This window comes from Psychromonas sp. (assembly GCF_047632955.1).
GTDB lineage: Bacteria > Pseudomonadota > Gammaproteobacteria > Enterobacterales > Psychromonadaceae > Psychromonas.
Genome location: NZ_JBLIED010000001.1, coordinates 118,770 through 145,300, shown reverse-complemented (window position 1 = coordinate 145,300; position 26,531 = coordinate 118,770). Strand labels below are relative to the sequence as shown.

The window sequence follows — 26,531 nt, the reverse complement described above, 5'->3', positions numbered from 1 at the left end:
TTAGCCCGAATAAGTAATAGTTAACATCTATACCCTGCTGTTTATATTTATGGTGAAAAAATGATTCAAAAAAGTTGGAAAAATAATTTAGCGGTCACTCGCTATCTGATGGATAGTCTTCTTCTTGTCGGGTTTATTTTACTTTGTCTGCCCAATATTACAGGGATCCTATTGCATGAATGGCTAAGCCTTTTATTTATTGTCCCTTTTGTTATTCATCTGCTGCTGCATTGGGATTGGATCATATCTCTGCCAAAGCATCTTATGACCAATTTGAGAGCGTTTAAAGGTCAAGCTCGGTTTAATCTATTATGGGATTTGATTTTCTATATCGCGATGTTAATCGTTATTCTGAGTGGATTTTTAATATCGGAAGCATTATTAGCGCAGTTGGGTGTCCAGTTAGACATTCAACCTTTCTGGGCAGAAATCCATGATTTATTCAGTAACCTGCTGATGCCTATGTTAGGTATTCACTTAGCCATGCACTGGAAGTGGATCAAGAGCCTTAGTATCAAAATATTCAGTAAACAAAAAGATCCCAGGACTGAACAATGAAACATATTACTAACCAGTGGAAAAAACGCAGTGCTATCATTTTTCTAGTATCTTTTATTATCTGCATGATTTTATGGACATTATCAATGAGCGAGTGGGCGGCGACAATCAATACTCAACCTGTGCAGGTTCACGATAAACCGGATCTGTCTGCGCTAATGATGACGATTTTACCCTTTGTAAAGGTCGCAGTACTGACTCTGATACCCGCTCTGTTGTGTTTAGCTGTTATGCGAATCATTGAATTTATTGCTAACCATCGTCATAGCAAATCTATGATGACTAATCAGAAGCCTACTCTTTCACCCTCACCTATCACCCTGCAATGTATTGAAAGAATTGATGAGACTCATGATACGGTAACCTTCATATTCAAGGCGCCTGCTGTTAATTATATTTCGGGGCAACATATTCTTCTGCTGGTAAATATTAATCAAAAAATTTATCGCAGGGCATACTCACTTTCATCGCCCCCTTCACGTCCAACAACTTGGGCTATTACGGTTAAACGTGTGCAAGGCGGGCTGATTTCTAATTATCTGGTGGATCAATTTCTGCCCAATATGTTGATTCAGGCAATATCCCCAACAGGTCAATTTAACTTATCAGAATGCAAAACAGATGAACATTATTTGTTTATCAGCGCGGGAAGTGGCATTACGCCGCAAATGTCAATGACCCGTTATTTACTGGATATGAGCGCTCAGTCTAATATCCAATTTATCTATTTTGCACGCACTGTCGATGATCTTATTTTCGGGAAAGAGCTAGAGAGACTCGCCAAGCACTACGAAAACATGACCTTAAGTATCGTATTGTCTGAGCAACCTAGCGCTGGTTATAGAACCGGGTTACTTAACAAAATATTGTTCGATGAACTGGTACCTGATTTAACTAAGCGTGCCGTATTCACTTGCGGGCCAGGACCTTTTATGAGCATTTTACAAGAATGTCTGGAAAGCCGTGATTTTGATATGAACTACTTCCATAAAGAGAGTTTCGGTCAATTACAGGATTGTAGTGAAGGTAGCCAAAGTACAAGTCTATTTACCGTTAGTGTTCCTGATTATGCTCAATCGATTGAAGTTGATGGCTTTATGACTTTGCTTGATGCGCTTGAGGAGTTGAATGTACCGATCAACCAGGATTGTCGTTCTGGTGTTTGCGGCGCCTGCAAATGCAAAGTTATAAAAGGAGAGGTACAAGGTAATAGTAAAAATGGACTTACTGAGGATGATCTAAGCCAAGGTTATGTTCTGGCATGCAGTACGCACATCCGCAGTGATGTTGAAGTTATGTTGGTGTGAACGAGCAGCGGCTAATGACACGCCTGCCATCTTCTTAAAAAAGATAAAAAGCCATTTTTTGTTTGTTTATACCAAACGCATTAATAAAGTGATCTGATTTACTATTCAAAATTGATCCTAAATTTAATGGCTGTCTTACTTGAGCGCCAACTAGCACCAACCATGACAACAAACGCATAGCTCGTAGGGTGCATTCTATGCACCGATTTTCGCTGCCCGCGGTGCATAGAATGCACCCTACCGATAACACCATATCAAATGCATTTATAAAGTGATCTGATTTACTATTCAAAATCATACCGACAGATTTGCGAGCTTAAATTTTTCCTTTGAAGCAATTGATCATAAATTTAATGCTTTTGGTATTACAGCCTTGGTATAGAGCTTGTCGATACCGCTTAAAGGCGTACAACACAATAATTAAAGAGTTACCAAGCTGACAGGTGTTGCTTGGTAACAGTGTTTATAAGTGCCCTACTTTCACCAAAATAACGGTTTCTTGTTCAACATAAGGACAGTGCTCACTTAGGTGCGGACTGCGAAGCCAGGTTCCTTGGGGATAACGACCATACTCATCAATAAACTCACCACTGATAACAAATATTTCTTCACCCCCAAAATGGCGGTGCGCTTGAAAATGCTCTCCTGCAGGCCATTTAACCAGCGCTGTAGATTCGCCTTTATAATGGTGCAGAGGCATCACCTGCAAACCACCTATTCCGGGTAACCAGGCTGTTTTTTGGGTATTGATAACCACATGCTCATTATCACCGGGTTGAAACTGATGTAATTTCACCAGAATAACACAGCCTTCTTTGCTAAAGGGCGCGTGTTTAAATCCTTCCGGATTTCGAAAGTAACTGCCCGCTTGATAGTCGCCAGTATGATCAGAGAATATACCTGACAACACTAGTATTTCTTCACCCAATGGATGATCATGCTCTTTAAAACTGGCCCCCGGATCAAACTTAACTATGCTGGTTGCATGCCCTCTTTCAGCGTCTTCTCGGGCTAAGGGCTTACGCCAAACGCCCGAATGTGGACTGGCAACCCAAGGCTGTTGATCGGTTTGAATAGCCATTTTTTTATCAAAATTCATATTTAGCATCTATTTCACTCTCTTTTATGGCTGCCTAAAAAACACAATAAAATACTGCCAACAATCATAGCAACAACTAATGCTATGTGCATTGCCTTTTAATGCTGGTTGCCTGATAAGGCGGGAAAAAATTTGGTTGTCTATTGATCCTCAAAAAGTAATTAATAACAACTTTAAAATGATATTATCCAGTACACTTTGTTTACGATTAGGTTTTTACATGCGAGATTCCACTCAGAAAAAAGAACTAAAATTATTGAAGTAGCCACTGAATTATTTGTAGAACGGGGCTATAAGGATCTATCTTTGGATCAAATAGTGGCAGTCTGCGGGGGATCCAGGGCGAAATCATGAAGCACCTTGCCCCGTAAGGACTTGATTAATATAATCGGTATTTCTATTCGCCCGTTTTTGTTTTCTTTTAATACTCGCTTTAAATGTTTTGTCTGCATTTAATAAGTTAAGCGCGGTATACCTCACTATTGCATAATTTTCAGCGGAATTTTCTCGCCTAATTCGACAAGCATCGTCATTCAATGCAGTATCAAGTTTCCAATGTAACTTAACTTCAATGGACCAATGTTCTCGAGCTGCATTCGCAAACTCTTGAACACTTAATTTAGCGGAACTAATATAAAATCGAAAAGAGGCTTCTGTCGTTTTACCTTTCACAGTTCTAAACGAAACAATGTAGCCTAAGCTTTTTAGCTCTGGCCACTCAAATGCCATATCACCTAGTTCTGTCAAATCATGTGGTGATCGGTTTCCTTCCGACCCTGCCCTTTTTCTGTTTGCGACAATACGTTCTCGGTAGCTGATTCAAGTTTACCAATTGAAATGACTTTGTCTATTGCAGCTAAGAGTTTAGGCTGGTTTCCTTTTACCGCTAAAAGGTAATCTCCACCCCCATCTACTACTTGCTTTGCTATTTTAGTTTGACAGCCCATCGCATCAATCGTAATCAAGCAACCTCTGATACCCAGCAACTTTAATAGTTTAGGAATAACCGTTATTTCGTTAGATTTTCGGGCTGTCTTAATTTGTCCAAGAACAACTTCATTGCCTGCAGCAAAAGCACTGACCATATGGATAGCATCACTTTTATCTGATTGATTATATGAGCCTCTGACACGTTTTCCATCTATGGCAATGATGTCGCCATGTGTCGCTTCATGTAGTCATTCATCCAGCCGATAAAGGCTTTTTGGAACTCTTTTGGATTCATCGCGGAAAACACACGCGCTATCGTATGATAGGATGGAATCCCATTTTCAAAATAAGAGTATTTCCTCAGCCAATCTATATTATCCGCTCCAAAATCAGATATTTCACCCCAATCTTCTGAGCCTGCTATCGTTGCACTTATTGCTAAAAACAAAATTTCAGATAATTTATGTGTGATTTTCCACTCTTGACGTGGCTCTCTGATAATTGAGATATGCTCTAACAAGGTTAATTCATTCATTTTGACTTTCTGGCACATAAAGAAAAGTATAAGATCACAGGTAAATATGATCTTCTCCAGGATCATTATTAAGAAAATGATCCGGTGATATTTATCACTATATCTGAGAAAATTAGCTGTTTGATTTTTAGGCGTTACGTGATTTAGCCCTGCAATAAAATGTTCAGAAGCGAAAACCAACGCCGCGCTCTGCGGAAAATTTGTCCGACAGCAGTGCCTTGTTATACCCCAACTGCGACTTTACCCAATACACCAAGCAAAAAACCAGCAACAGCGCCCAATGGAGGCGCCCAATGTTTCTTCAGTTTGGACTGCGGCGCAATGTCTTGAAAAATAATATACAGGATACCACCTGCTGCAAATAGCATAATACCGGAAACAATTTGCGGATATCCCGAAAGCACAAAGTAACCAGAGAGGCCTGCAATTGGACCTAACAAAGCCATTAGGGTAAAGGCGCTTATGATTTGTATCCGACTATAATGCGTGGATGACTTGATTTCTCGGTATGCATTGAAACCTTCCGGCAGATTCTGCAAAGTAATGATACAAGCCAGAAGAAGCCCTGCATCGTTAGAAACAGCGAAGGTCGCACCAAGAGCCAAGGCTTCAGGCACAAAATCGGATAACATAGCCACCAACTGACTAAGCGGTGTATTGTTCTTAGCCAAACGCATATCGAGCATCATGAATGTGACGCCGCCACCTGCAAAGCAAGCAACAATCAAAACCGGCGATAGACTCCGTACACCCTCGGGGACGAGAACCAGGGCAACCGCAGCTAGTAGTGCCCCTCCACCAAAGGCGATTACACTGTGACGAACTTCGGTTTCTAGCCAGCGCGGACGAATTCGCTCGAAACTAGCAATCGATGCCCCAATTGGCATTGCTAGTCCAGCGATTAGAGTCAAAATCACAATTTGAACCAAGTCATTCATAAAGTTCTCAAATATTTGTCAGTAATAATCGTGGTAGAGCGATCTGTTACCAGACCGACCCCACACAGATCCGGACGTGCCCTATTATTTATAAACAAAACAGCATCCGGCTCTTCAGTTAACTATTCACTCGTGTAAAACACGCCCTAGTACCAGTCAACCAGCACATTTCGCTTGCTGACTTTCGGTACCTGAATTTTAAAATACGTTAACATCTTCTTGAAATAACTCCAATTATAACTTTTCCAACCACTTCGCCCGTTCAGCCATTTGTACAGTGTATGCAAAACATAGTTGTATAAATGCGATAAGCTACGACTGTTATCGGGCAGTCCAAAGTGATTCTTAAATCCCATTAGTTTTCGTTTTAATTGCGGCAACCACTCTCGCAATTTGAATGATCGTTTTGCCTTTATCCATTGGTAATATTCACTGAGCGTTGCTTTCTGTTTCTTAACAGCAGTTCTTCGCCTAAGCCTCGCTTTACCCTTGGCATCGGTTCCCCAATAAAATTCAAACCCTAGAAAAACAAAGTGACGTTTTCGGCCAACATGAAATCGGCTAAAGCGCATTAATAATGTTTTATCTTCTGCTACGTTCAAATTGCTTATTTTTAAGGTAACGTCTTTAATCGTTTCGGTAAAACCTTATAAAAGCGTTCTGCATCCTTTGAAAATTGAAACGCACAGACAAAATCGTCTGCGTAGCGGATCATCATGCAACGCCCGCGCATTGTCGGTTTTACTTTCTTTTCAAACCATAAATCCAAAGCATAGTGAAGATATATATTAGCCAATACTGGGCTAATAATTCCGCCTTGCGGGCTACCACTCGATGGCTTTGTATATTCACCGTCAGGGGATTTTATCCGCGCTTTTAACCATTGGTTTATCAAATTAAGCATCGCCTGATCGTCAATGCGTTGTTTGAGCATTTGCATCAGCCAGTCGTGATCAAGGTTATCGAAGAAGCCTTTAATATCCGCTTCAACAATGTATCCATACCCTTTAAATTGCAGGTTTAAACCCAGACTGTGCACCGCTTGATGCGCGCTTTTATTAGGCCGATAACCATAACTGTTACGCATAAAGTCTTGTTCCCACCAACTGTTTTAAAGTAAAGTTTGCAGAATCTGACTAACACTCTGTTACACCAGTTTGTCATTCACCGTAGGCAGACCTAATGGCCGTTGTTTACCGTTTGATTTAGGAATAAAGATGCGCTTAATGTCATTGGCTTGGTAACATTTCTGTTTAAGATCCTGACTTAAGCGGTTTATATTTCCCGGCAAGCGTTGCTGATAGTGACTGATGGTCATGCCATCAATACCTGGCGCGGCTTGTTTGTTGAGTTGCCCCCAGCTTTGATACAGGCTATCAGTATTTAATAATCCATATAAATTCTGAAACCTGTGCTTGGGGTGGGTTCGTGCTTTAAATGTGATGTTATCAAGTGTGGTTGTCATAGTGTCTCCAGCCTCACTTTGTCCGGACTATGTGTCTGCTTAATAACCCCTCTTTATTTATAAAAAGAACTGTCAGCTCCTTCGCCATGTACAAGGCTTTCCCCTGCTCAAACCACTACGGGCTGATCTGACTTCCAAAGAGTCATCGTTGGCCTTGCTTTTGGCTAGGCTTCCCTACCACCTTCCGTGTGGAACACCTTTGGATCTCTCAAAGAGCCTTCAGCGAGCAAAAGGAAAATGCATCTCTTCATACATGCCACAGCTTAACTTTCACCTTCAGGGAAGCCGCTGACTCGCCACACCTCACCAATTACGATTGCTTTGCTTGGACTTCAATGGCACTTTCGTTGAGAAAAGAAGAAACCTCGTCAGTCAGATCTAATATTTGTCGGAGCGATACCAGCACTTTAGGGCCACGACAGCCCCTATGGCCTATATGATTCTCTGTGTACGCTTCACCTATCTTGTTCTTCCAGTTGCGAATAAATCGCTGATAAGTGTTTCACCAATCCTGAATTCCGCCATAGGCGCAACACTCGATACAGGTGGTTGGTTAAACCTTACCTGACAGGGACTTACACACTGCAAGATGCATCAAGCTTCGCTTGACGCACTAACGCCGCCATCAACTGCGTAGCAAGCTGGCGCACCTTTGTGCGGCACGCATAAAGCGTGACAGGTTGCGGCGTCAGATTGCATGGCCTTGTTAGCAGTTTTACGTTTTATTTCAATGCCTCGCCATAAGAGCGCATTACCGTTGTTTTTCATCAATTACAGCACTAGTTTAACTATCAACTACGGTGCTTAGAGCGAACTCATATGATGTAACCTGCGTAATACTTTCTCCTTTGTTTTCTGGGTAATGTTATTAACAGCATCATTTTTTTCTGCCGACAACAATACCTCCAATGCTAATTCAGGTTTTTCATTTTTAATATAATCATTTGCTTGCGCATTGTAAAATACAGGATTTCTGCTGCGATTATCAATCTGCTGCTGACGTAAAGCAAAAGCCATATCAGCCTGTCCATTTTGATCCAGTGCATTGGCCTTAATACTTAAAAAAAACTCATTGGCAGCGCAATTTTTATCCCCCTGAGCCAACACAGCCAATGCTTCTGTAGGATTGCCTTGAATTAGATAAGCCTGAGCTTGGTCATTATAAAATGTCGAGTTTTTGGTCCCATTATCCAACTGTTGTTGTCGTAAAGCCATTGCAGCATTTATATCGTCAGATTGCTCCAGTATATGGCTTTTTATATTTAAGGAATATTCATCACTGGCATTATTTTTTTCTGCTAATTCTAAAACTTCGAGCGCCAACAATGGCTTATCTTGCTCTAAATAGGCTTTTGCCTGACCATTGTAAATGGCGGGGTGACTCGCCCCAGCAATAATTTCTTCCTGGCGAATTTCAAAAGCGCCCTCTTTATCCCCTATGGACTCCATACAATCAGCCTTTAACCCCAATACAAAACCATCAATACCCACTGGCGAAGGCGCACTTAGTTCATAATTTTCTAGTTCTTTTATAAGCTGATCAGCCTTATTTTGGTTCAAGCATGCTTTGCCATAATTTGACCAGTTGTAAGGCTTATCAGGAGATAAATCAATGGCTTTTTTGAAATTATCCAAGACCCGATTATCTTTCCACCCTTTTTGATTTCGCCAATTACTCCCTAAAAATCGATAAAGATAATGCTCTTCCGGTTTTAATTTAATCAGAAACTCTAAAAGTGCGCATTGCTTTGATGATGCCGCTTTAATTTTAAATAAATGCTGATATAACCCAAAAACTTGCTGAAAAACAAACTCAGCATTGGCACCCAACATATTTACAGCCACCTCATTTAATCCATGATAATCACCAGCGGCGATCAGATGAAATAATGCTTCGTTAGTGCGGTTAACATTCTGTATTGAGACCCGCTTACGGCCTTTTACCGATGCTACCCAGCAATCTGAAATAGCCCGTTGCCTGTTTATCACTTCTTGCGATACATTCAGTCCAACTTTCTGATCATTATAACTTTCTTCTTCAAGTGTGTAATCTTGATTTTGGCGTAACCAACCTATAATAAAGCCGTGTAAATAGTATTGGCTTTCATCATGGTTTACCGCTAGAAGACAGCGGGAATTTAAACCATCCCAGGCACTGTCTAAATCCATAGCTTGCTCCAGTGTTTCTATATGATCGGCCGGAACTGGCACTCGGTATAAAGCCAGGCAAGAAAACAGCTTTTGTTCGTGGGCATTTAATACATTGTGATAGAGATCACCCAGCAAAAAGTCTTCAAGCTCTTGTTCATAAAACTCCAGTCGCCGTTGCAAAACCTGATATGGTGTCTCATCATAGCCTTTGGCGACTTCAATCAATAAATGAGTCGCTTGTGGATGAGCTTGCTGACCATGTCCGCCACCCAACCACTGATATATGCCTCTAAGTTTATTCCCTTTGTACTCCCAGGGGGCTTTATTGTCTGGTGTATTTGCTAATAAATACTCTGCCAATGTGACTTTGTCTAAACCGGGCATTTCCAAAATTTCACTGTTAACTATCTGGCCTTGCGCCGGTCGTTCTCTCAGTTCAAAAATCCAATACCAGTGTGGTAATAATTCTCGCAACACCTGCAATAGTTTACGTAAGTCTGGATCAATAAAACTTCCGTTTTCAAACAATTGGTGGGCGTTTTCGAGCCAGATGCAGTAGCTTTTTTCATCGCGGTTATACCCTTCAATAGTTTGTTTAATCTCTGCAATTGTGCCTATTGGAACACTGATATTTTCACGGTGATCGCCAAGTATTCTCGCCAGATGCTGATACAGTAAATTGGCATTAGTACTACCATTGACCGGCATTCTCAGCAATTCATTACCTTGCAAATGTATGTGTTGACTCAGTTCATCAATAAACACAGATTTCCCATTGCCTCGCATCCCATAAACCAATAGGCAATTGTTCTGTTTAAGATGTTTTTCAGCCTGTTTGAGTAACTTATCACGACCAAACAACGTTTGCCTTTTGACGGGGCGATGGTCCTGAGATTTAAGCTGTGGCTGATATATAGGTTCTGGCGGTTCTGCAACAGGCGCTACTATTAGTTCTTGCTGAAGAGTCAAAGGCCAGATAGCATCAGGGGCGTGATGTGGATCTGCTGCAATCATCCAGCCATTATGTCGGGGCGAATAGGTATAAAGGTTAATTTTTCCCTTGCCTGTGATTAAATCAAGCTGAGTGATATTAAAACCAAATTCTGTCTCATCATGCGCCCCAAGCGCCCCGGCACCAATCGTGATTAAATTTTTTCCTTCATTGACCCAAGCATCATGGGTATGACCGTGCAATAGAAAGTGAAAACCGCTTTCCAGTCGAGTCGTCGCTACTTTTCGCTCGGCTTGTGTCAGCCAATCAATGGGATGATGGATCAATCCAATGCGAATATGCTGATCAGTCAATTGCGCCTGCGCCTGATTAAATTGCCACTCTCCTGCCAGCCATAAATGACGATCATCTTCATTCCCCGCACAAGACCAAGCAGAGTTAAAACCGGTTATGCCAACTTTAGTTCCATTTACCGCTAATTCATGGGTATAAAAGCAACGACCCTCTTCATCGTGCTGATGGGGCAAATAACTGGCAACAAACTTGCTGTATTCCGTCAAACGTTTCATGGTTTCACGGGTTTCATTATTATTGCTGGCAAAATCTTGATTAATTTCATTAATATTATCGGCTGATTCTTTCGCCATTGACGTTAGTGCAAGCTGGGCTCTTTTATTCAATGTTTTTCGATTTATATCATGATTACCCGGCACCAAAAACAAACGCTCTTTATCAAGCGATTTACCATCGCTACCACAAACTTCTAAAATTTTGTCAAAAAAATCGGCAGCAATTTTATATTGCTCATCTAAAGCTGTAGGAGAAGTCGCCCCAAAAGCAATATCACCGGTGCAAGTGATAAAGTCAGGTTTTAAAGAAGGAGCGTTATCAAATCTTGTTTGTAAAAATATCAGTAAAGCTTCACGGGCCGGATTGGCGCGCCATTCTGTGGAAGCTTGAAAGTGAATGTCGCTAAGATGTAACCAGGTGACGTTACTCATTAATCGTCCTTGTTGTTATTGACCGTTTCGTTAGTCAGTATAAAGTATGTCTGATTTCTTTTTCCGCAATTGATTGGTCGCGCATCTTAAATATTTTATTTTGGCATTTAACTAAATTAATCAGCACTTATAAGACACGTGATTTTGTATTTTTACTTGGCTGCCAAACACACTAAGCCAAATGGTTAATTCTTACTAGGGCTTTAAGATCAACGACAAACTTAGGTTGACTGCTAACGAGGCTGTAGAATTTCTCCATTTTCAGAAAAAACACAATTTCTCTAAATTTAATTTATTTTTAAAACAACAAGTTAAAAAGTATAAATTTATAAAAAACGAGTTATTCTACAGCCTCAACGCCTTAATAACTGGCTAAAAATTGTGGGCTAGACTTGAGCGCAGCGAAAATAGCCCGCGGTTTTTAGTCCAGTTGATTAACTTGTTAAATGTTTTGGATGAGTGAAAAACGAATCTAAAATATCATAATCGCAAGCAATCATATTTGCATAAAGAGGATGCGTCTGTGTGGCTACTCCAGTGTTCAATGCCGAAAAGTCGCTACTTCTAGCATATTGTTCAAGGTGATGAAGTAAACTATTAGCTATAACATCTGCCACAAAAGTGACTTTCTCACTTTGTATTGTTACCTGACCTGAACTTCTGTATACGGTTTCTTCAAAAAAATCGTTTGGTATAGATTGAACTTTTCGGTTAAATATTTCTTTCTTTCTCGTATTGCGATTATAAAAAAGACTATTAAGATCGATTGATTGAGAGTGATAGTGATCTATTTTAGATTGATATTTAGCTAAATTATTTTCATTGAGTTTACCTGTGTAGACCAATATTTTTACACTATTTTGTTTGGCATGAATACATGTGCATAGCGATAGAAGGTATACAGCAAAAAATGTTTTTTCTTCCGCCAAGAATTTATACTTAGTATCGTTTTGTGAAACCCCGTAACCTTTGCGTTGAGCATGAAGTGACAACTCATGATTAATAACATGATTTTGCTGATATAACTCACTTAAAGAATCATAATATAAAGCAGTATACGTCACTTATTGAGTGACTCTGAATGAATTTAAATACATCTAATCTCAAAGCGCATTGATTTTTTACATCGGTTATATGAAACTTACCTTCTTTCTGATTATGATATTTGTTATAAATTTCTTCCAAACCAATAGAAATAGATGGCCACTTTTCTTTTTCAACTAAAATTCCCGCATGCAACGTAATAATATTATCGTCATCGTTTCGTTTATTTCTAGCGTACCCTAACTTCCCCGATTCATCGCAGACCAATATATAAGTATTTCTCAATTGCACCTCTGACATTTAACGCTTATAGGCATCACTGTGCACGAAAAGCCGCGATACCTATCTCATGACAAATAATCACAACAATATCTAATTAACATCAACAAACCAATGTTTTAAGTGATGATTTAAGTGATGATTTAGTAAATTTTCACTTTGGGATCGGTGTTAACGTGCCACCTATCCCATTTTTCAGATAGATCCTAACCTATTAATTTATAAACTAAATTTAGCTACCCATCAATATAACCTGCAGGGTGATACCTATCACTGGGAAAATCCCTAAAATGACACCATACGACTGTTTGTAAAGGCTCTGTTTCACTTCAGTGTTGGTCTTTTTAGTACAAAAGTAGGCAATACGTGCAGGAAGCAACAATCGTATTGCTGTAAACGGCAACACGCTAATCCACTGCGATCTATGTCACACATCTATAGATATCCACAAAAAAAATATAGTCTTTGTTAACAAAAACGCTCATCCACCTTGATTTTGAAAGCGCTTTCTTTAAGGTTAGGAACCTGCAAAGAAACAAACCCAAAAAACATCAATATTAAGGATTTTAATCATGGAAACAAAAAAAATGCACCGGAGGTTAATGACTCCGTTGTTTATGTTATTACCATTAGCTGCTACCACCCTGGTCGGTTGCAATTATGATTCTTCTTACACCGAGCCTGTCGCACAATCAAACTCACCAATCACCTATAAAACAGACCGCACTGAATGGCCAGCCATTACCAGTAAGATTGCCTTAGACGAACAAATTGAAACTAAAGTACAAGTGCTTGTAGACAGCATGACGTTAGCTGAAAAAATTGGTCAAATGACGCAACCTGAGATTAAACAAGCGACACCAGAAGATGTCATCACTTATCACTTGGGATCTGTGCTTAATGGCGGTGGTTCATGGCCAAATAATGATAAACAGGCCTCTTTATCAGATTGGGTAACACTAGCGGATGACTACTGGGTTGCATCAATGAACGGTGATGACGGCTATGAAGCAATACCGTTGATCTGGGGAACTGATGCGGTGCACGGTCACAGTAATGTGTATGGCGCGACTATTTTCCCGCATAACATTGGATTGGGTGCAGGCAACGATACTGACCTTATTCGCCGTATTGGTGCAGCAACCGCGGCAGAGGTTGCTGCTACTGGTGTTGATTGGACCTTTGCACCCACATTAGCCGTTGTTCGTGATGATCGTTGGGGTCGAACTTATGAGGGTTATTCAGAAAACCCTGAAATTGTTTTTAACTTTGGCGGCGCGATGGTCGAAGGTTTGCAGGGAGAATTTACCCAAGCCAACGTAGTCGCAACAGCTAAACATTATATCGGCGACGGCGGTACTGAACTTGGTGCAGACCAGGGTAATAATAGTTCAACTGAAGAGCAGATGATAAATATCCATGCTCAAGGATATTACTCCGCTTTACAGGCGGGTGCGCAAACTGTGATGGCATCATTCAACAGCTGGCAAGGCTCAAAACTACATGGTCATGAGTATTTACTTACTACTGTACTTAAAGAAAAAATGGGTTTTGACGGTTTCGTTATTTCTGATTGGGACGGCATTGGTCAAGTGGATGGCTGTGATAATTCCAGTTGTGCTCAAGCGATTAACGCTGGCGTAGATATGATCATGGTACCAAACGATTGGAAAGCGTTTATCACAAACACCATTGCTCAAGTTAAAGCCGGTGAAATTTCAGCACAGCGGATTGACGATGCAGTGACTCGTATTTTACGAGTCAAAATGCGTGCGGGTATGTTTAGCCACCCTAGACCATCTGAGCGCCAACTCGCAGGAGATAGTACAGTGCTCGCATCAACAGCTCATCGCGCAATTGCACGTGAAGCTGTTCGTAAATCATTAGTATTGTTAAAAAATAAAAAAGTTGCTGAAAAATCTGTATTGCCACTTAATCCTGCATCTAAAATATTGGTGACCGGAGTGTCCGCAGATAGCATGGAACTGCAGACTGGCGGGTGGACTTTAAGTTGGCAAGGCACGGGTAACACTAACGATGAATTTCCTAACGGTAATACGATTTTAGACGGCATTAGAGCGGCAGTTTCTGCTGCAGGCGGCACGGTTGACTATAGTGCAGACGGATCTCTTGCTGATGACGTCTCTTATGATGTTATTATCGTCGCCCTTGGTGAAACCCCCTACGCGGAAGGTCAAGGTGACATTTCTAAATTTAGAACACTAGGTTTCGATACCTTGCCAAAGAGCATAGGTTATGAGGTATTAAACACAGTTTCAGCTAATGTATCTATGACGCCGATTGTGACGCTTTATGTTGGTGGACGCCCATTGTGGATGAATAAACAGCTCAATAAATCTGACGTGTTTATTGCAGCTTGGCTACCAGGCTCAGAAGGCTCTGGTGTTGCCGATGTATTGTTTGGTGATTATCCATTTGTTGGGAAATTATCTTACAGCTGGCCGGCAACAGATTGCCAAACATCGTTAAATATTGGAGATGAAAACTATGCTCCATTGTTTGCTTACGGTTTTGGTTTATTAACGACCGATCAGGATCTTTTAAGCGATTCATTAGATGAAGCAGAATCAAGCACAGGTTGTGATGTGCCTCAAGCAGGAACAGGTACAACTAATACACCGCTACCGGTCTTTGAAAACGGTGACAATGCGAGTGGCTTCATTGCGAAGGTAGGATCTGGTAGCAATTGGGATCAAGACATTAGTATCGATCCCAATGAAACAACCATCTCAGACGGCGCTGTATTAAATGTTAATATCGTTAACGGTGAAAGCCAGTACAGCGCATTAGACGTGACTTGGGAATTAGGAGGCGGTCAACTTTACTTTCAAACGAGTGATGGGTTGGGGGCAGATCGTTCTGATTACCTTAACTCAAACACCTCATTAATGTTTAATGTTAAAGTGAACACTCCTGCAACTGCAGATCAAGTTGTCTCATTGCAAACGCATTGTGTATATCCATGCGTTAGCCCACTGGACATTACCAGCCTTTTGAGCTCATTTACTGACTCCGATTGGCATGAGGTAAGTATTCCATTGCAATGTTTTACTGATTTAGATATCACCAACGTCAATGTCCCCTTCTTGATTTATGCCGAAGATCCTTTGGCTATATCGCTAGAAAATATCCGTTGGATGCCTGACACAGCAGATGCAGAGCCAAACTGTGATGCATTTGGTGCACAAGCTGATGTGATCGATGCGTCCGAAGTGGTAATATTCGACGATGCAATGAGTGCCGGATATAGCTTGACGAATTACCAGAACGATACCGGAGCTATCATTGACGACGGCACAGGTAACATGATATTTAGCGCAACACTTAACCCAGAAAGCAATGTCGCTTTCCACAAAGATGGCTTACCTGCTGACCTTTCTGCGTACGATGTCACGACCGCCAAGTTACAATTTGACGTGTACTTCAGCGCAATTGAAGCTGGCTCTGACGTAATAGTGAAAATGGCAACTGACTGGCCAAACTTGAGTGATATCTCATTGTTCGCTGATCTCATTGGCGGAACGCCTACGCTTGATACATGGGTAGCAGTAGAAGTGCCAATTCAAACGCTCATTGCGAGTGAGAACCGCTTTAGTCCAGGTTCATCGATGGATATCAGCAGCATAGTGGATATTCTGGTGCTTGAAACAACCGGCAGTGTTGAAGGCTCTACTAGCATCTATGTGGACAACATACGCCTTACCAAGTGATTGCGTACGCAACTGCTTCGAACTAGCTCTTTGCCAGACAGCATAGAGCCAGTGGCACAAAAATAAAAAGTAAGATAAAGGAGTCCTACGTGCATTTTGCCTGTCAGCAAAAAGTATGTGCGACTCTTTTTTTGCATCTTCTAGAACACTCCAAAATTTCGATCTGTCCCCTTTATCACTGGAAATTATCTTCTTAAGGGCCGGCATTGCTGATGCTGAAACAGGTCTTTGCTTTCCATCCGATAAGGGCGTGCAGTAAGGCGGACCGTTATCACCTCTTTTATCTAATGTTTTTTGATAAAAAGCTAATACGAGAGCGATTTCAAGACAATTTAACAATATTAATTTAACAAGACACTCACACCCTTCAAAAAGATGGCAAGCAAAAAGATGGGACAGCCAAAGCTTTCCGATTGCCAATCCCCGCTGCGAGACTTTCATTACAAACAGGGCTAGTAAACACCACTTGATAAGCGTACACTTATCAACCTTTCTCATCCCTATTCTTTTCTGAAGCGAGTCAAAATGCCCCAGAAGTCCAATCAAGCTTGCTGTGATCACGGCGGAAAACGCAGCGGCTGCGGTCGCAAGCCCGGCGTGAAAACACAACCTATTCGCCTGCCTGAATGGTTGCTTGAGCAATTGAGTGAACAAGGAGACCCAAGACAGTTGATTATCGACGCCTGCCTTGCGCAGCATCCATCGATCTCTAATAAGGGCTCTGCAAGCGATGACTAAATATAAATTTATAAAGCACTATTTCCTGTTAAACAAATTTTCTTATTTGTTTGCGATTGTGTGCATTTTTGTGGTCAATTACCTGCAAGTGGAAATTCCACGCTACATTCAGCTTGCCGTTGATTTACTGAACGAATCAACACTGGCGTCAAAAGAGGGGCTGGTTGAAAACGTGCTGTGGGTGATTGCGCTGTCGCTGGTGATGGTGGTGATCCGTATTCTTTCCCGTGTGTATGCCTTAAACCCGGGACGAATTACGGAAGCGACACTAAAAAATGATATTTTTCAGCGTTTAAACCGTCTTCCTTCAACCTTTCACGAACAATTTGCGTCGGGCAAACTGATCTCCATTATCAATAATGATCTCAATGGTATTCGCCTGTTTTACGGTATTGGTTTTTTACAGCTGTTTAATATTTTGTTTGCGCTGTCTCTTACGCCGATTTGGATGTGGAAAATCTCTCCGAAATTAACCCTCTACTCGGTGGTTCCGATCATTATTGCCTCTATTATTTTCCGCATTGGTTTCAGACGATTACGCGCTTTACAGGCAGAGAGATTGACCCGTTTGCAGGATTTGTCCGAGCAGTTGATGAACTATCTGGGCGGAATCGATTTGATTAAAAATCAGCAGATGGGAGATTGGGTGAGCAGCGAACTCAATGAGGTCAATCGCCGTCTCTTTGAATGCACCATGAAAATAGCTAAAATCCAAACCATCTTCATGCCTATTCTCGATTACGCCAACCATTTTATGAAAGTGCTGATTTTGGGGCTGGGCGGTTATTATCTTTTGCAGGCAAAACTGTCGATTGGTGAGATTACTGCCTTTTTATCCTACTCCGTACTGCTGGCGATACCGCTGATGCACCTCGGGCGAATTGTCACGGTTTATCAAATAGGCCTGATCAGTATTGAGAGTGTGCAGCATATTCTCAATAGCGCGGTGCCAAAGACGGATCTGTTGAGAATGAACATTGATCAAAAATCCTCTCTGCACGGATCAAGGCTGTTAGTGCAAAACCTCAGTTATCGTTACCCAAGCGCAACGGGAGAAAACACCGAGGTGCTGAAAAACCTCAGTTTTTCCATTGAACCAGGCGAGAAAGTCGGTATTTTGGGAAGTATTGGATCGGGTAAAAGTACGCTGGTGAATTGTTTGAATCATCATTTATCCCTTGAACCCGGGCAAATTTTTTGGGGTGACCAAGATATTACTCAAGTCTCACGTCAGGATTGGCGCAGCTATATACGCACCATTACTCAGGACCCTTTTCTGTTTTCCGATACGATTGCTGAGAATATTAAATTTGGCGCCAAGCAACACAAGAATGCAACCGCTGAGCTCGACCTGGAGCAGGTGCTTGAGCTCAGCCAGTTAAGCGAAGATGTACAGCGGTTTGCTGCCGGTGACCAAACTCTGGTGGGTGAAAAAGGTATTATGCTCTCCGGCGGACAAAAGCAGCGCCTGAGTATCGCCCGTGCCCTGCTCACACCCAGCGACCTTATCATTATGGACAATGTGTTGTCGGCCGTGGATTACGAAACCGAACGCACCATTTTAAAAGGGGTATTTAATCGCATTAAGGAGCAGAGTCTGTTGGTGGTTTCTCACCGGGTCAGCGCGCTGGAATACATGGATAAAATTCTGGTGCTGGAAGAGGGTAAAATCATCGCCCGCGGCACCCACGCCGAACTGCTTGAGTCGTCCGGTTATTATCGAAAGACCTGGGAATTACAGCAACATGAGACGGAGGCCGCATGATTAAATCTTTGGATCTTAAGTACCTAAAACATTTTTATCACTACGCTTCGCGCTACAAAAACACCGCTATGATCGGTTTATTGATGATGCCGATATCCGTGGTCGCCAACGTATTGTTTCCCTGGTTGGTGATTCAAGTAATAGATAAGCACCTCACGCCCGGTAAATACGAAGGGTTGATGTTCCTGATCGTCATTATGTTGGTGGTCTTGATGGTCAATTATATTGCCGATGGCATCTACACCTACTGCTTTCGTTTGACCGGGCAAAAAGCTGTTTTTGATATACGTATGGCCCTGTTTGCGCGCATTTTAAAACTGCCTCGCACTTATTTTGATAAAACCCCCACGGGTGTGACCTTGTCGCGTTTGACCAGCGATCTTGAAGCGATCGGTGAATCCTTCGTACTCGGCGTGCTGAACTTGGTTAAGGACTCAATCAACACTTTGGCGGTGCTGGGCTTTATGTTTTTCATCAACTGGGAATTAGCCCTATTGGTGTTGCTGGTGTTTCCGCCGGTATTGCTGCTCACCCAGTATGTGCGCAATCGCCTGCGCGCCATGTATAGCATTACGCGTTCGTCTTTGGCCAAGGGCACAGGCTTTTTGCAGGAGTGTCTGCTTGGGGTGAAAACCGTGCAGTTGTATGGCGCCGAAGAGGAAGTGGAAGCTAAGTATCAGGGTTACACCGACGAGTTCCTGCGGGCGCAGTTAAAAACCAATAAATACGATGCCACTCTGTTTTCGATTATAACCGGGATCACCAGCATCACCATCGGACTGATTATTTGGTATGGCGCCAGCGAAGTGCTCGCGGGCTTTGTCAGCCTTGGCGTATTAATAGCCTTCATCAATACGTTGGAAAAAGTATTCGTGCCGCTGCGGGATTTCACCTCGCAGATAGCCTCTATTCAGCGTTCTTTTGCGGCCTTTGAGCACATTGAAGAGCTTTTTGTGGAAGACCTTGAAGAACACGGTCGAACGCTTTTGCCTGCAGATGCGCTACGAGACAAGCTTGCGCATTTTGAATCTCTGCAGTTCAAAAATGTGCGTTTCCAATACGGCGGTAAAGGCCCATATGTGTTGGATGACCTCTCCTTTACCCTTAAAAAGGGTGAGCAGTTGGCGCTGGTTGGCACCACCGGGTCCGGCAAATCGACCATCATCCGCATCATGAGTAAAAACTACATGGACTATGAAGGCAGCATTCTTCTTAACGGTATTGAGCTGTCGAGTATTCCTAAAGATTCAATGCTGCATCTGTTTTCGCTGATGCAGCAGGATGTGTTTCTGTTTGAGAAGAATATCCATTTTAATATTTCCCTTGGCGTCGCACATATCAGTGAGCAAGATGTGGTGAATGCCGCAAAATACGTTTATGCCCACGACTTTATTCTAGGACTGCCGGACCAGTACCAGTTTGAGCTCAAAAAAAGCGGCAGTAATTTGTCGGCGGGTCAGGCGCAATTGATCTCCTTTGCCCGGGCAGTCGCTCAGGGTGGACAGGTAATGATCTTGGATGAGGCCACCAGTTCGGTGGATTCCGTTACCGAAAATCTGATCCAAAAGGCTATCGAACGGTTGTTTAAGGAAAAAACCGTTATCGCTATTGCTCACCGCCTGAGTACCATTCGCGACTCGGATCAAATTCTGGTGCTTAACCACGGCAAGATTGTCGAACAAGGCAACCATCAGCAGTTGCTGGCGATCAACGGCGTTTACTCCCGCTTACTCAATACTGAAGTCAACGAGGGTCCAACATTGACCAAGCAGGCCTGATTGCGGGAATAGCTGGAGGGGTTATTACTATTGTTAAAGGATTGAGTTCAGGCTTCCTGAGCTCGGCTGCCATCAAAACCTATACGACTAGATGATTTCTATCGGCTTTATTCCCGGTCAGGTTCCCAGCACCAAGCTCACAACACCGATAATCGTCATAACAAAAAGAAACGTGAATAAGATAGCCACGGCAATAAAGACGAGTACGTTACCTGTGGTAAAGTCCCGCTCACTGTTTTTACTGCTCTGCACGCCAAATGCTGCCGCGATAACACTGAATACAACCTTGATGATCGAGGGCGACTTTTTTTTATCAGCTTTGTCCTGCACAATTTATCCTTTTCGGAATCACTAAAAAACATATTCGAACACTGTTAGCCTTCGATATTTTACAAGGCGATGAGTTAAAAAATCTCTTCGATGAGTAGAATAAACATCATTTTTCATAAAATAGACTCTAGCTCATATTTTATATTTCAGCTATTTGCATACCCACAGTTTTATAATGGACGTCTTCTCTTTTTGTCCTTTCACAGAGAATCATTGTTAAGATCCTTGCTAATAAAATCTGATATTGATACTAAAGTTATAGGTAGATATTTCACTATTGGATGCCCAATATGGATAGTAATATCAGTAAAATTTTATTAGCAATCGGGTGCGCGCTGCCGGTTTATTTTATCGCCGTTATTTGGCTTGTATCCGCGCAGGCAATCACCCTGGCATTAATCTGTTTGCTGGTTATTTTATGGAGCAATAACGGCTTGCCGCTGGGTGTTGTTTCATTACTGCCAATCCTTTTGTTTCCTATGTTTGGTCTGTTACCCACCAATGACGTCACCAGCAATTACAGTAACTCCATAATTTTTCTGTTTATTGGCGGTTTTTTACTGGCGATTGCGGTGGAAAAAACCGAGCTCCATAAAGTCATTGCCAATAAAATTTTAGATTTTTTCCCAAATACAATCACAGGTATGATTTACGCCCTCGCACTAACCGCAGGCAGTCTTAGCGCGTTTCTTTCTAATACTACCAGCTGCTTATTGTTAATTCCCTTAGCACTGTTTTTATCTGATGATGATGCTCTGAAAAAACGCTTCGCTCTGGCCATCTGTTACGGAGCAAGTATTGGCGGTATTATCACCCCTATCGGCACTCCACCCAATCTGATTTTATACGGTTTGCTGGACCAGTTAGATTTACCAAGTATTCCTTTTATACAATGGGTTTTGCTGGTTTTACCATTAGCATTAATTCTGTTTTTATTTCTTGGGTGGATACTTTCCTGGGGAACAAAAAACAAACAGATAATTAAACAACCCTCACAGCTAAGTACAAAACTAAGCACCGCGCAAAAAAAAGTAACCGGGATATTAGTGATGCTGATCTTACTGCTTTTTATTAACTCGCCAATACAGCCCTACTATGGGGGATTGGGCTTAAACGAAAAAGGAATTTTATTATGCGCGGGATTAGTCTTATTTTTACCACCTATCAATATCCTAAATTGGTCCGATAGCAAAAAAATTCCCTTTGAAATCTTATTTTTATTTGGTGCAGGGTTTTCTATTGCGCACGTTTTTACAAGCTCGGGTTTAGCGGTTGAATTAGCGACTTTCCTGCAGAACTTTAGCCAATTACCGATCCCGTTATTGATTCTATTAATTGCCGCTCTGGTGACGTTCTCAACCGAAATAACCAGCAATACAGCGCTTATTTCAATGATCTTGCCGGTAATTTACGCCCTTGGTGAACAAAATGGTTTGGATACAAGATTGTTGATGATGGTTGCCACCGTCTGTGCCAGTTACGCTTTTATGCTGCCCATAGCAACACCGCCAAACGCGATTGCAATGAGCTGCGCGGCCGTTGAGGTGAAAAGTATGATCCGCTATGGTTTTTTATTAAATCTTTTTTCTATACTAATGGTCTTTGCCATTGCCTCTACCTATTGGGATTATTTTCTTAATTTTTAAGTAAGTGAATATTTTGATGGGTTATTAAGCAGGTTGTAGAAAACGCAAGTTGTTCGCCTACTCTTTACGTAGGGTGTGCTCCGTGCACTGATCGCCGCGACTTGCGGTGCATGAAATGCACCCTACCGATAACATAATACCAATAGCATTAAAGCTTATGATTACTTTATTAACAAAAAAATGGGACAACCAAAGCTTTCGTTTCTAAAACACCAAACCAATACGGATAGGCAATTTCCGTACGTTTTTCTTGATTAATCAATTCCTTTAGCAAGAGGAAACAGGAAGTTTCCACTAGGCTTGGCTCTGCACATGGATGTGCTGTCCAAGCCGGTGCGTTAAAAAGGAATTTATTTATCAAGATAAAAAAACGTCTCGGACGGCACTCTTTTGGTTACTTTTCTCTTGCTGTTGAGAGAGCATGACTCCCTCGAACTGCGAAACTGCGTTTCGGTTTCTCATCGTCTACACGCCGTCAAGGGCGGAAGACCAACAATGATAGTTAAACCAAAAGCTCACAAGCGAAGGCTTGCAAATTACCAGTGCGGTATTTACATTCCCACGCGGAGCGTGGGAACGAGTAAACCAAAAGCTCACAAGCGAAGGCACACAAATAACCAGTGCGGTATTGACATTACCACGCGGAGCGTGGGAACGAGTAAAAATGTGGTTGGGCAGCACAAGAATAAAAAACGTCTCGGACGGCACTCTTTTGGTTACTTTTCTCTTGCTGCTGAGAGAAAAGTAACACGCCGTCAAGGGCGGAATACCAACAATGAAAGTTAAACCAAAAGCTCACAAGCGCTAGCTCTTTAGTGTTATGAGACAACCCGTCACTGCAATAAAAAAGGGAACCCTATTAAAGGTTCCCGTTTTTAATTGATTGCTTTCTATTTTCTACTTTTTATTTCAGTAATGAGTGATCCGGCGGCAGATGTTTAGTGATCCAAATAACTAATTTATGGCGAATATTAGCCGATGTTTCCTGATCTTTAGGGAGCGCTGAAACCAATTTATCTTGTACTAACAAACGGTAGATGCACTCCTGTTTATCCTTGGCAGAAGTTGTTTCATCTATTCCAACATAACCCCGTTTTAATGCGTATGTGGAACCTAACTTAATAGCATGTTGTAATAATTGTGATTCATTTTTTATTTTTTTCATCAGTTACCCAATATGGTTAATACTCATAACAAGTTTATAAATTTTTAAAACAATAAACCGTGATTTATGCTGCCATTATATCCTCCAAGTTAAAAATGCAGAAGATACTTCTAGCTTCGAGCTTTCGAGTTTCGAGCCTTTATTTTTCAAGCATAGTTAATAAAGCTGCTTCGTCCATAATATTAATACCAAGCTCCTGCGCTTTAACAAGTTTAGAACCGGCTGCTTCACCCGCCACAACGGTATTTGTATTTTTAGAAACGCTGCCGGCAACCTTGGCGCCTAACGCCTGTAATGCATTTTTAATATCAGTGCGCGACATATTGCCAAATGAGCCGGTGATCACGAAGGTTTGTCCTGTTAAGGGTTGTGTGTCCTGCTCAACGGCTTTTATTTCAGGCCAGTGAATGCCGGCATCCATTAATTTAGTCAGTACTTCTATATTGTGTTCCTGACGGAAAAAATAATAGATATGTTTAGCGACAATTTCACCGACATCTGCGACCGCTTTAAGATCTTCTATGCCCGCATTTTTAACCGCTTCAATGCTTTTGTAATAATTTGCCAAATTATTTGCGGTCGCTTCACCCACTTCGCGAATGCCCAAAGAGTAAAGGAAACGGGCAAGCGTTGTCTGTTTACTGATTTGTAAGCTGTTAATTAATTTCTTCGCCGATACCGCGCCCATTCTCGGTAAAGAGGCAAGTTGATCGCTACTCAGACTGAATAAATCCGACGGGTGTTTGATCATATTATGATCCACTAGCAGCTCAACAATCTTATTTCCTAAGCCGTCAATATCCAAGGCTTTACGCGAAGCAAAATGTTTAATGGCTTCTTTGCACTGCGCCGGACAATATAATCCGCCACTACAGCGAATAGTTGCCTCCCCTTCGATACGCTCAACACGGCTTTGACAAACAGGGCAAACGCTTGGAAAGACGATTTCGCGGGTCGTATCAGGGTCGCGTTTATCCAATAAAACACGCGCAACCTGCGGAATAACGTCACCTGCACGACGCACCACAACCTGATCGCCAATTAGAATACCTAAACGTTCAATTTCATCTTTATTATGCAGGGTCGCATTTGAAACAGTCACCCCGCCCACAAAGACCGGTTTAAGTTTTGCCACGGGGGTAATTGCCCCGGTGCGCCCAACTTGGAATTCCACATTTTCAACCACGGTAACAGCTTCTTCCGCGGGAAATTTATAGGCCGTCGCCCAACGCGGCGCCCGTGCTACAAAACCTAAACTTTCCTGTAAATTAATATCGTCAACTTTATAAACAACACCATCAATTTCATAGGCCAAGTTTGGCCGATTTAACTGCATTTTTTCATAAAAAGCCTGGCAATTTTCTTTACCGATAATACGTTTAATTTCAGCGGAAATGGGCAACCCCCATCCTTTTAACTGGTGCATACGCTCAAACTGGCTGTCCGCTAACTCCCCGTCGAAAACCCCTACGCTATAACAATAAAAAGCCAAAGGACGGCTCGCTGCTATCTTAGAGTCTAGCTGACGTAAACTGCCCGCAGCGGCATTACGCGGATTAACAAAGGGTTTTTCACCCGCTTTAATCAAGCCGTCATTGAGTTTATTAAAACCGATTTTAGGCATAAATACTTCACCGCGTACCTCTAACAAAGCAGGTACATTCTCGCCACGCAGTTTAAGCGGCACATTGGCAATGGTTTTGACATTTTCAGTGACTTTCTCTCCGGTCTGCCCGTCGCCGCGTGTTGCCGCCTGCACTAATAAACCATTTTCATAAATGAGACTCGCGGCTAAACCATCTAATTTGGGCTCGATACAGAAAGCGGTTTGTGCATCTGATCTGTCGATCACTCGCTGGATAAAGTCAGATAAAGCTTGTTCGTTAAACACATTATCCAAACTGAGCATGGGTAATTGATGTTTAACCTGTTCAAATTTACTTAACGCTAAACCACCGACTTTTTGGGTCGGTGAATTGGGATTTAAATATTCTGGGTGCGCTTTTTCCAAGGTCTGTAATTGCTGAAAAACCCGATCATATTCACTGTCCGGCACACTGGGATTATCAAGCACATAATACTGATAATTATATTCTTCTAATAAGGCCGTTAATCCTTGAATCTCTTTATCTATACTCATATCCATACCATATTTTTTTTATAAAAAAACCTCGCTGCTCGAGGTTTTATTTTGCATTTATTTTTTATAGCAATTTACTGTCACTCAGGCATAACGCATTAACCGTTGGTGGTCATCTCTAAATTGCTGTTCGGTTAGCGGCTCTCGTTGTGCATTTAATACAACACAGTCAAATTCTTCAGTCATCTGCTGTACTGCGGTCAGCATCATATCGAAGGCGGCTTTAATATTAATCTCCGGATTTGGCGCCACAACAAAAAATGACAGGCCTTCACAGGGAGTTCGCGCCATCCGTTCCGGCTCAAATATACCCGGCTCCACCATATTAGCGATACTGAATAAAATCGGTCCGGCGCCGTCGGAATGTAAATGGCGGTGAAAAACAGAGCGCTCACCAAAACGGAATCCGGAGGTTACAAAAAACTGCAGTAACTCATGGCCGAGTATTTTAGTTCCCTCTTTTGCAACAACGTTAAAAATAAATACATCCTGCGGCTCATTGATTGGCGCTTCATTAACGGTTGCCGGTTTTTGATCATCCGCAAATAACTCGAAATTATTTTCCCGAGTTTGCTGTTCATCTGTGTCATCGGTATTTAAAGAAAATTCTTGCTCAGAATCGTGTACATCGGAATCAGAAAAATCAACCTTTTTGTTCTCTTCGCCTTTCTCTTGTTCACTAAAATGCAGGGGTTCAAGATCATCTTCTTCTGACGTTGAAAAATCAATCTGCTCTTGATCGTCCTCGTCACTCGAATGGCTGAAGGCCAAATCATCAATAATGCCCTCTTGAACGGGCCCCACACTCTCTTTTTCAGAAAAAATATCAGTGGTTATTTTATTTTCAAACAGCACTTTTTTTTCTTTACGATTGATTAAATAACCATGAATTAATACTGCGCCAATGGCAAGTAACCCGATAAAAATAAGAATAGATTGAAAATGCTGCATGATAAATTCTCTTAATTTAAAATATAGT

Annotated in this window: 19 protein-coding genes and 1 pseudogene; 8 read left to right on the top strand and 12 right to left on the bottom strand. The window is 41.9% G+C overall.

Features of this window, described 5'->3' with window-relative positions; genetic code table 11:
- Positions 1-60: 60 nt before the first annotated feature.
- On the top strand, positions 61-558 hold the full coding sequence (locus ACJAZP_RS00595) for a cytochrome b/b6 domain-containing protein (protein ID WP_415228785.1): 498 nt from the start codon (positions 61-63) through the stop codon (positions 556-558).
- A complete protein-coding gene (locus tag ACJAZP_RS00590) occupies positions 555-1,865 on the top strand; it encodes a 2Fe-2S iron-sulfur cluster-binding protein (RefSeq protein ID WP_415228784.1) in 1,311 nt (436 codons plus the stop codon). The genes ACJAZP_RS00595 and ACJAZP_RS00590 overlap by 4 nt, the downstream gene beginning before the upstream one ends.
- Positions 1,866-2,328: 463 nt before the next feature.
- Here the strand turns inward: ACJAZP_RS00590 and ACJAZP_RS00585 are convergent, their stop codons facing one another.
- Complete coding sequence (locus tag ACJAZP_RS00585; protein WP_415228783.1) at positions 2,329-2,973, bottom strand: cupin domain-containing protein; 645 nt, start codon at positions 2,971-2,973, stop codon at positions 2,329-2,331.
- 189 nt (positions 2,974-3,162) lie between these two features.
- Here ACJAZP_RS00585 and ACJAZP_RS00580 point away from each other — a divergent pair, with 189 nt between their 5' ends.
- Positions 3,163-3,318, top strand: coding sequence for a TetR family transcriptional regulator (locus tag ACJAZP_RS00580; protein WP_415228782.1), 156 nt, complete (start codon positions 3,163-3,165; stop codon positions 3,316-3,318).
- On the opposite strand, the pseudogene ACJAZP_RS00575 reads toward ACJAZP_RS00580, so the two are convergent.
- The 7 genes and pseudogenes from ACJAZP_RS00575 to ACJAZP_RS00545 form a co-directional block, all read right to left on the bottom strand.
- Positions 3,313-4,429 (bottom strand): annotated as a pseudogene (locus tag ACJAZP_RS00575) (ISAs1 family transposase). The gene ACJAZP_RS00580 and the pseudogene ACJAZP_RS00575 overlap by 6 nt on opposite strands.
- Positions 4,430-4,650: 221 nt before the next feature.
- Positions 4,651-5,367: a ZIP family metal transporter gene (locus ACJAZP_RS00570; protein WP_415228781.1), complete on the bottom strand. Its 717-nt coding sequence runs from the start codon at positions 5,365-5,367 to the stop codon at positions 4,651-4,653.
- A 613-nt stretch (positions 5,368-5,980) separates the two neighbouring features.
- Complete coding sequence (locus ACJAZP_RS00565) at positions 5,981-6,454, bottom strand: reverse transcriptase domain-containing protein (RefSeq protein WP_415228780.1); 474 nt, start codon at positions 6,452-6,454, stop codon at positions 5,981-5,983.
- A gap of 60 nt (positions 6,455-6,514) precedes the next feature.
- Positions 6,515-6,832: a reverse transcriptase gene (locus tag ACJAZP_RS00560; protein ID WP_415228779.1), complete on the bottom strand. Its 318-nt coding sequence runs from the start codon at positions 6,830-6,832 to the stop codon at positions 6,515-6,517.
- A 594-nt stretch (positions 6,833-7,426) separates the two neighbouring features.
- Complete coding sequence (locus ACJAZP_RS00555; protein ID WP_415228778.1) at positions 7,427-7,600, bottom strand: hypothetical protein; 174 nt, start codon at positions 7,598-7,600, stop codon at positions 7,427-7,429.
- Between the two features lie 36 nt (positions 7,601-7,636).
- Positions 7,637-10,936: a metallophosphoesterase gene (locus ACJAZP_RS00550; protein WP_415228777.1), complete on the bottom strand. Its 3,300-nt coding sequence runs from the start codon at positions 10,934-10,936 to the stop codon at positions 7,637-7,639.
- Positions 10,937-11,370: 434 nt separating this feature from the next.
- On the bottom strand, positions 11,371-12,000 hold the full coding sequence (locus ACJAZP_RS00545; RefSeq protein WP_415228776.1) for a hypothetical protein: 630 nt from the start codon (positions 11,998-12,000) through the stop codon (positions 11,371-11,373).
- An 831-nt stretch (positions 12,001-12,831) separates the two neighbouring features.
- Between ACJAZP_RS00545 and ACJAZP_RS00540 the strand changes: the two genes are divergently transcribed.
- From ACJAZP_RS00540 to ACJAZP_RS00525, 4 genes are all read left to right on the top strand, one after another.
- The gene (locus ACJAZP_RS00540) at positions 12,832-15,990 is read left to right on the top strand and encodes a glycoside hydrolase family 3 N-terminal domain-containing protein (protein WP_415228775.1); all 3,159 of its coding nucleotides are present in this window, start codon (positions 12,832-12,834) and stop codon (positions 15,988-15,990) included.
- A 525-nt stretch (positions 15,991-16,515) separates the two neighbouring features.
- Positions 16,516-16,728 (top strand): hypothetical protein, encoded by a 213-nt coding sequence (locus ACJAZP_RS00535; protein ID WP_415228774.1) that lies wholly within the window; start codon positions 16,516-16,518, stop codon positions 16,726-16,728.
- A complete protein-coding gene (locus tag ACJAZP_RS00530; protein ID WP_415228773.1) occupies positions 16,721-18,493 on the top strand; it encodes an ABC transporter ATP-binding protein in 1,773 nt (590 codons plus the stop codon). Before ACJAZP_RS00535 ends, ACJAZP_RS00530 begins: the two co-directional genes overlap by 8 nt.
- Positions 18,490-20,271 carry an ABC transporter ATP-binding protein gene (locus ACJAZP_RS00525; protein WP_415228772.1) on the top strand — a complete coding sequence of 594 codons (1,782 nt, stop codon included), beginning with the start codon at positions 18,490-18,492 and terminating at the stop codon, positions 20,269-20,271. Before ACJAZP_RS00530 ends, ACJAZP_RS00525 begins: the two co-directional genes overlap by 4 nt.
- Before the next feature lie 117 nt (positions 20,272-20,388).
- Here ACJAZP_RS00525 and ACJAZP_RS00520 read toward each other — a convergent pair whose 3' ends face one another.
- Complete coding sequence (locus tag ACJAZP_RS00520) at positions 20,389-20,601, bottom strand: DUF2970 domain-containing protein (protein ID WP_415228771.1); 213 nt, start codon at positions 20,599-20,601, stop codon at positions 20,389-20,391.
- A 290-nt stretch (positions 20,602-20,891) separates the two neighbouring features.
- Here ACJAZP_RS00520 and ACJAZP_RS00515 point away from each other — a divergent pair, with 290 nt between their 5' ends.
- Positions 20,892-22,247, top strand: a complete 1,356-nt coding sequence (locus tag ACJAZP_RS00515; RefSeq protein ID WP_415228770.1) for an SLC13 family permease — start codon at positions 20,892-20,894, stop codon at positions 22,245-22,247.
- 904 nt (positions 22,248-23,151) lie between these two features.
- On the opposite strand, the gene ACJAZP_RS00510 is transcribed toward ACJAZP_RS00515, so the two are convergent.
- From ACJAZP_RS00510 to zipA, 3 genes are all read right to left on the bottom strand, one after another.
- Entirely contained in the window at positions 23,152-23,412 is a 261-nt protein-coding gene (locus ACJAZP_RS00510; protein WP_415228769.1) for a DUF5062 family protein, read from the bottom strand.
- A 139-nt stretch (positions 23,413-23,551) separates the two neighbouring features.
- Entirely contained in the window at positions 23,552-25,558 is a 2,007-nt protein-coding gene (gene ligA / locus ACJAZP_RS00505; RefSeq protein ID WP_415228768.1) for an NAD-dependent DNA ligase LigA, read from the bottom strand.
- Between the two features lie 78 nt (positions 25,559-25,636).
- Positions 25,637-26,503, bottom strand: coding sequence for a cell division protein ZipA (gene zipA, locus ACJAZP_RS00500; RefSeq protein WP_415228767.1), 867 nt, complete (start codon positions 26,501-26,503; stop codon positions 25,637-25,639).
- Between the last annotated feature and the right edge of the window lie 28 nt (positions 26,504-26,531).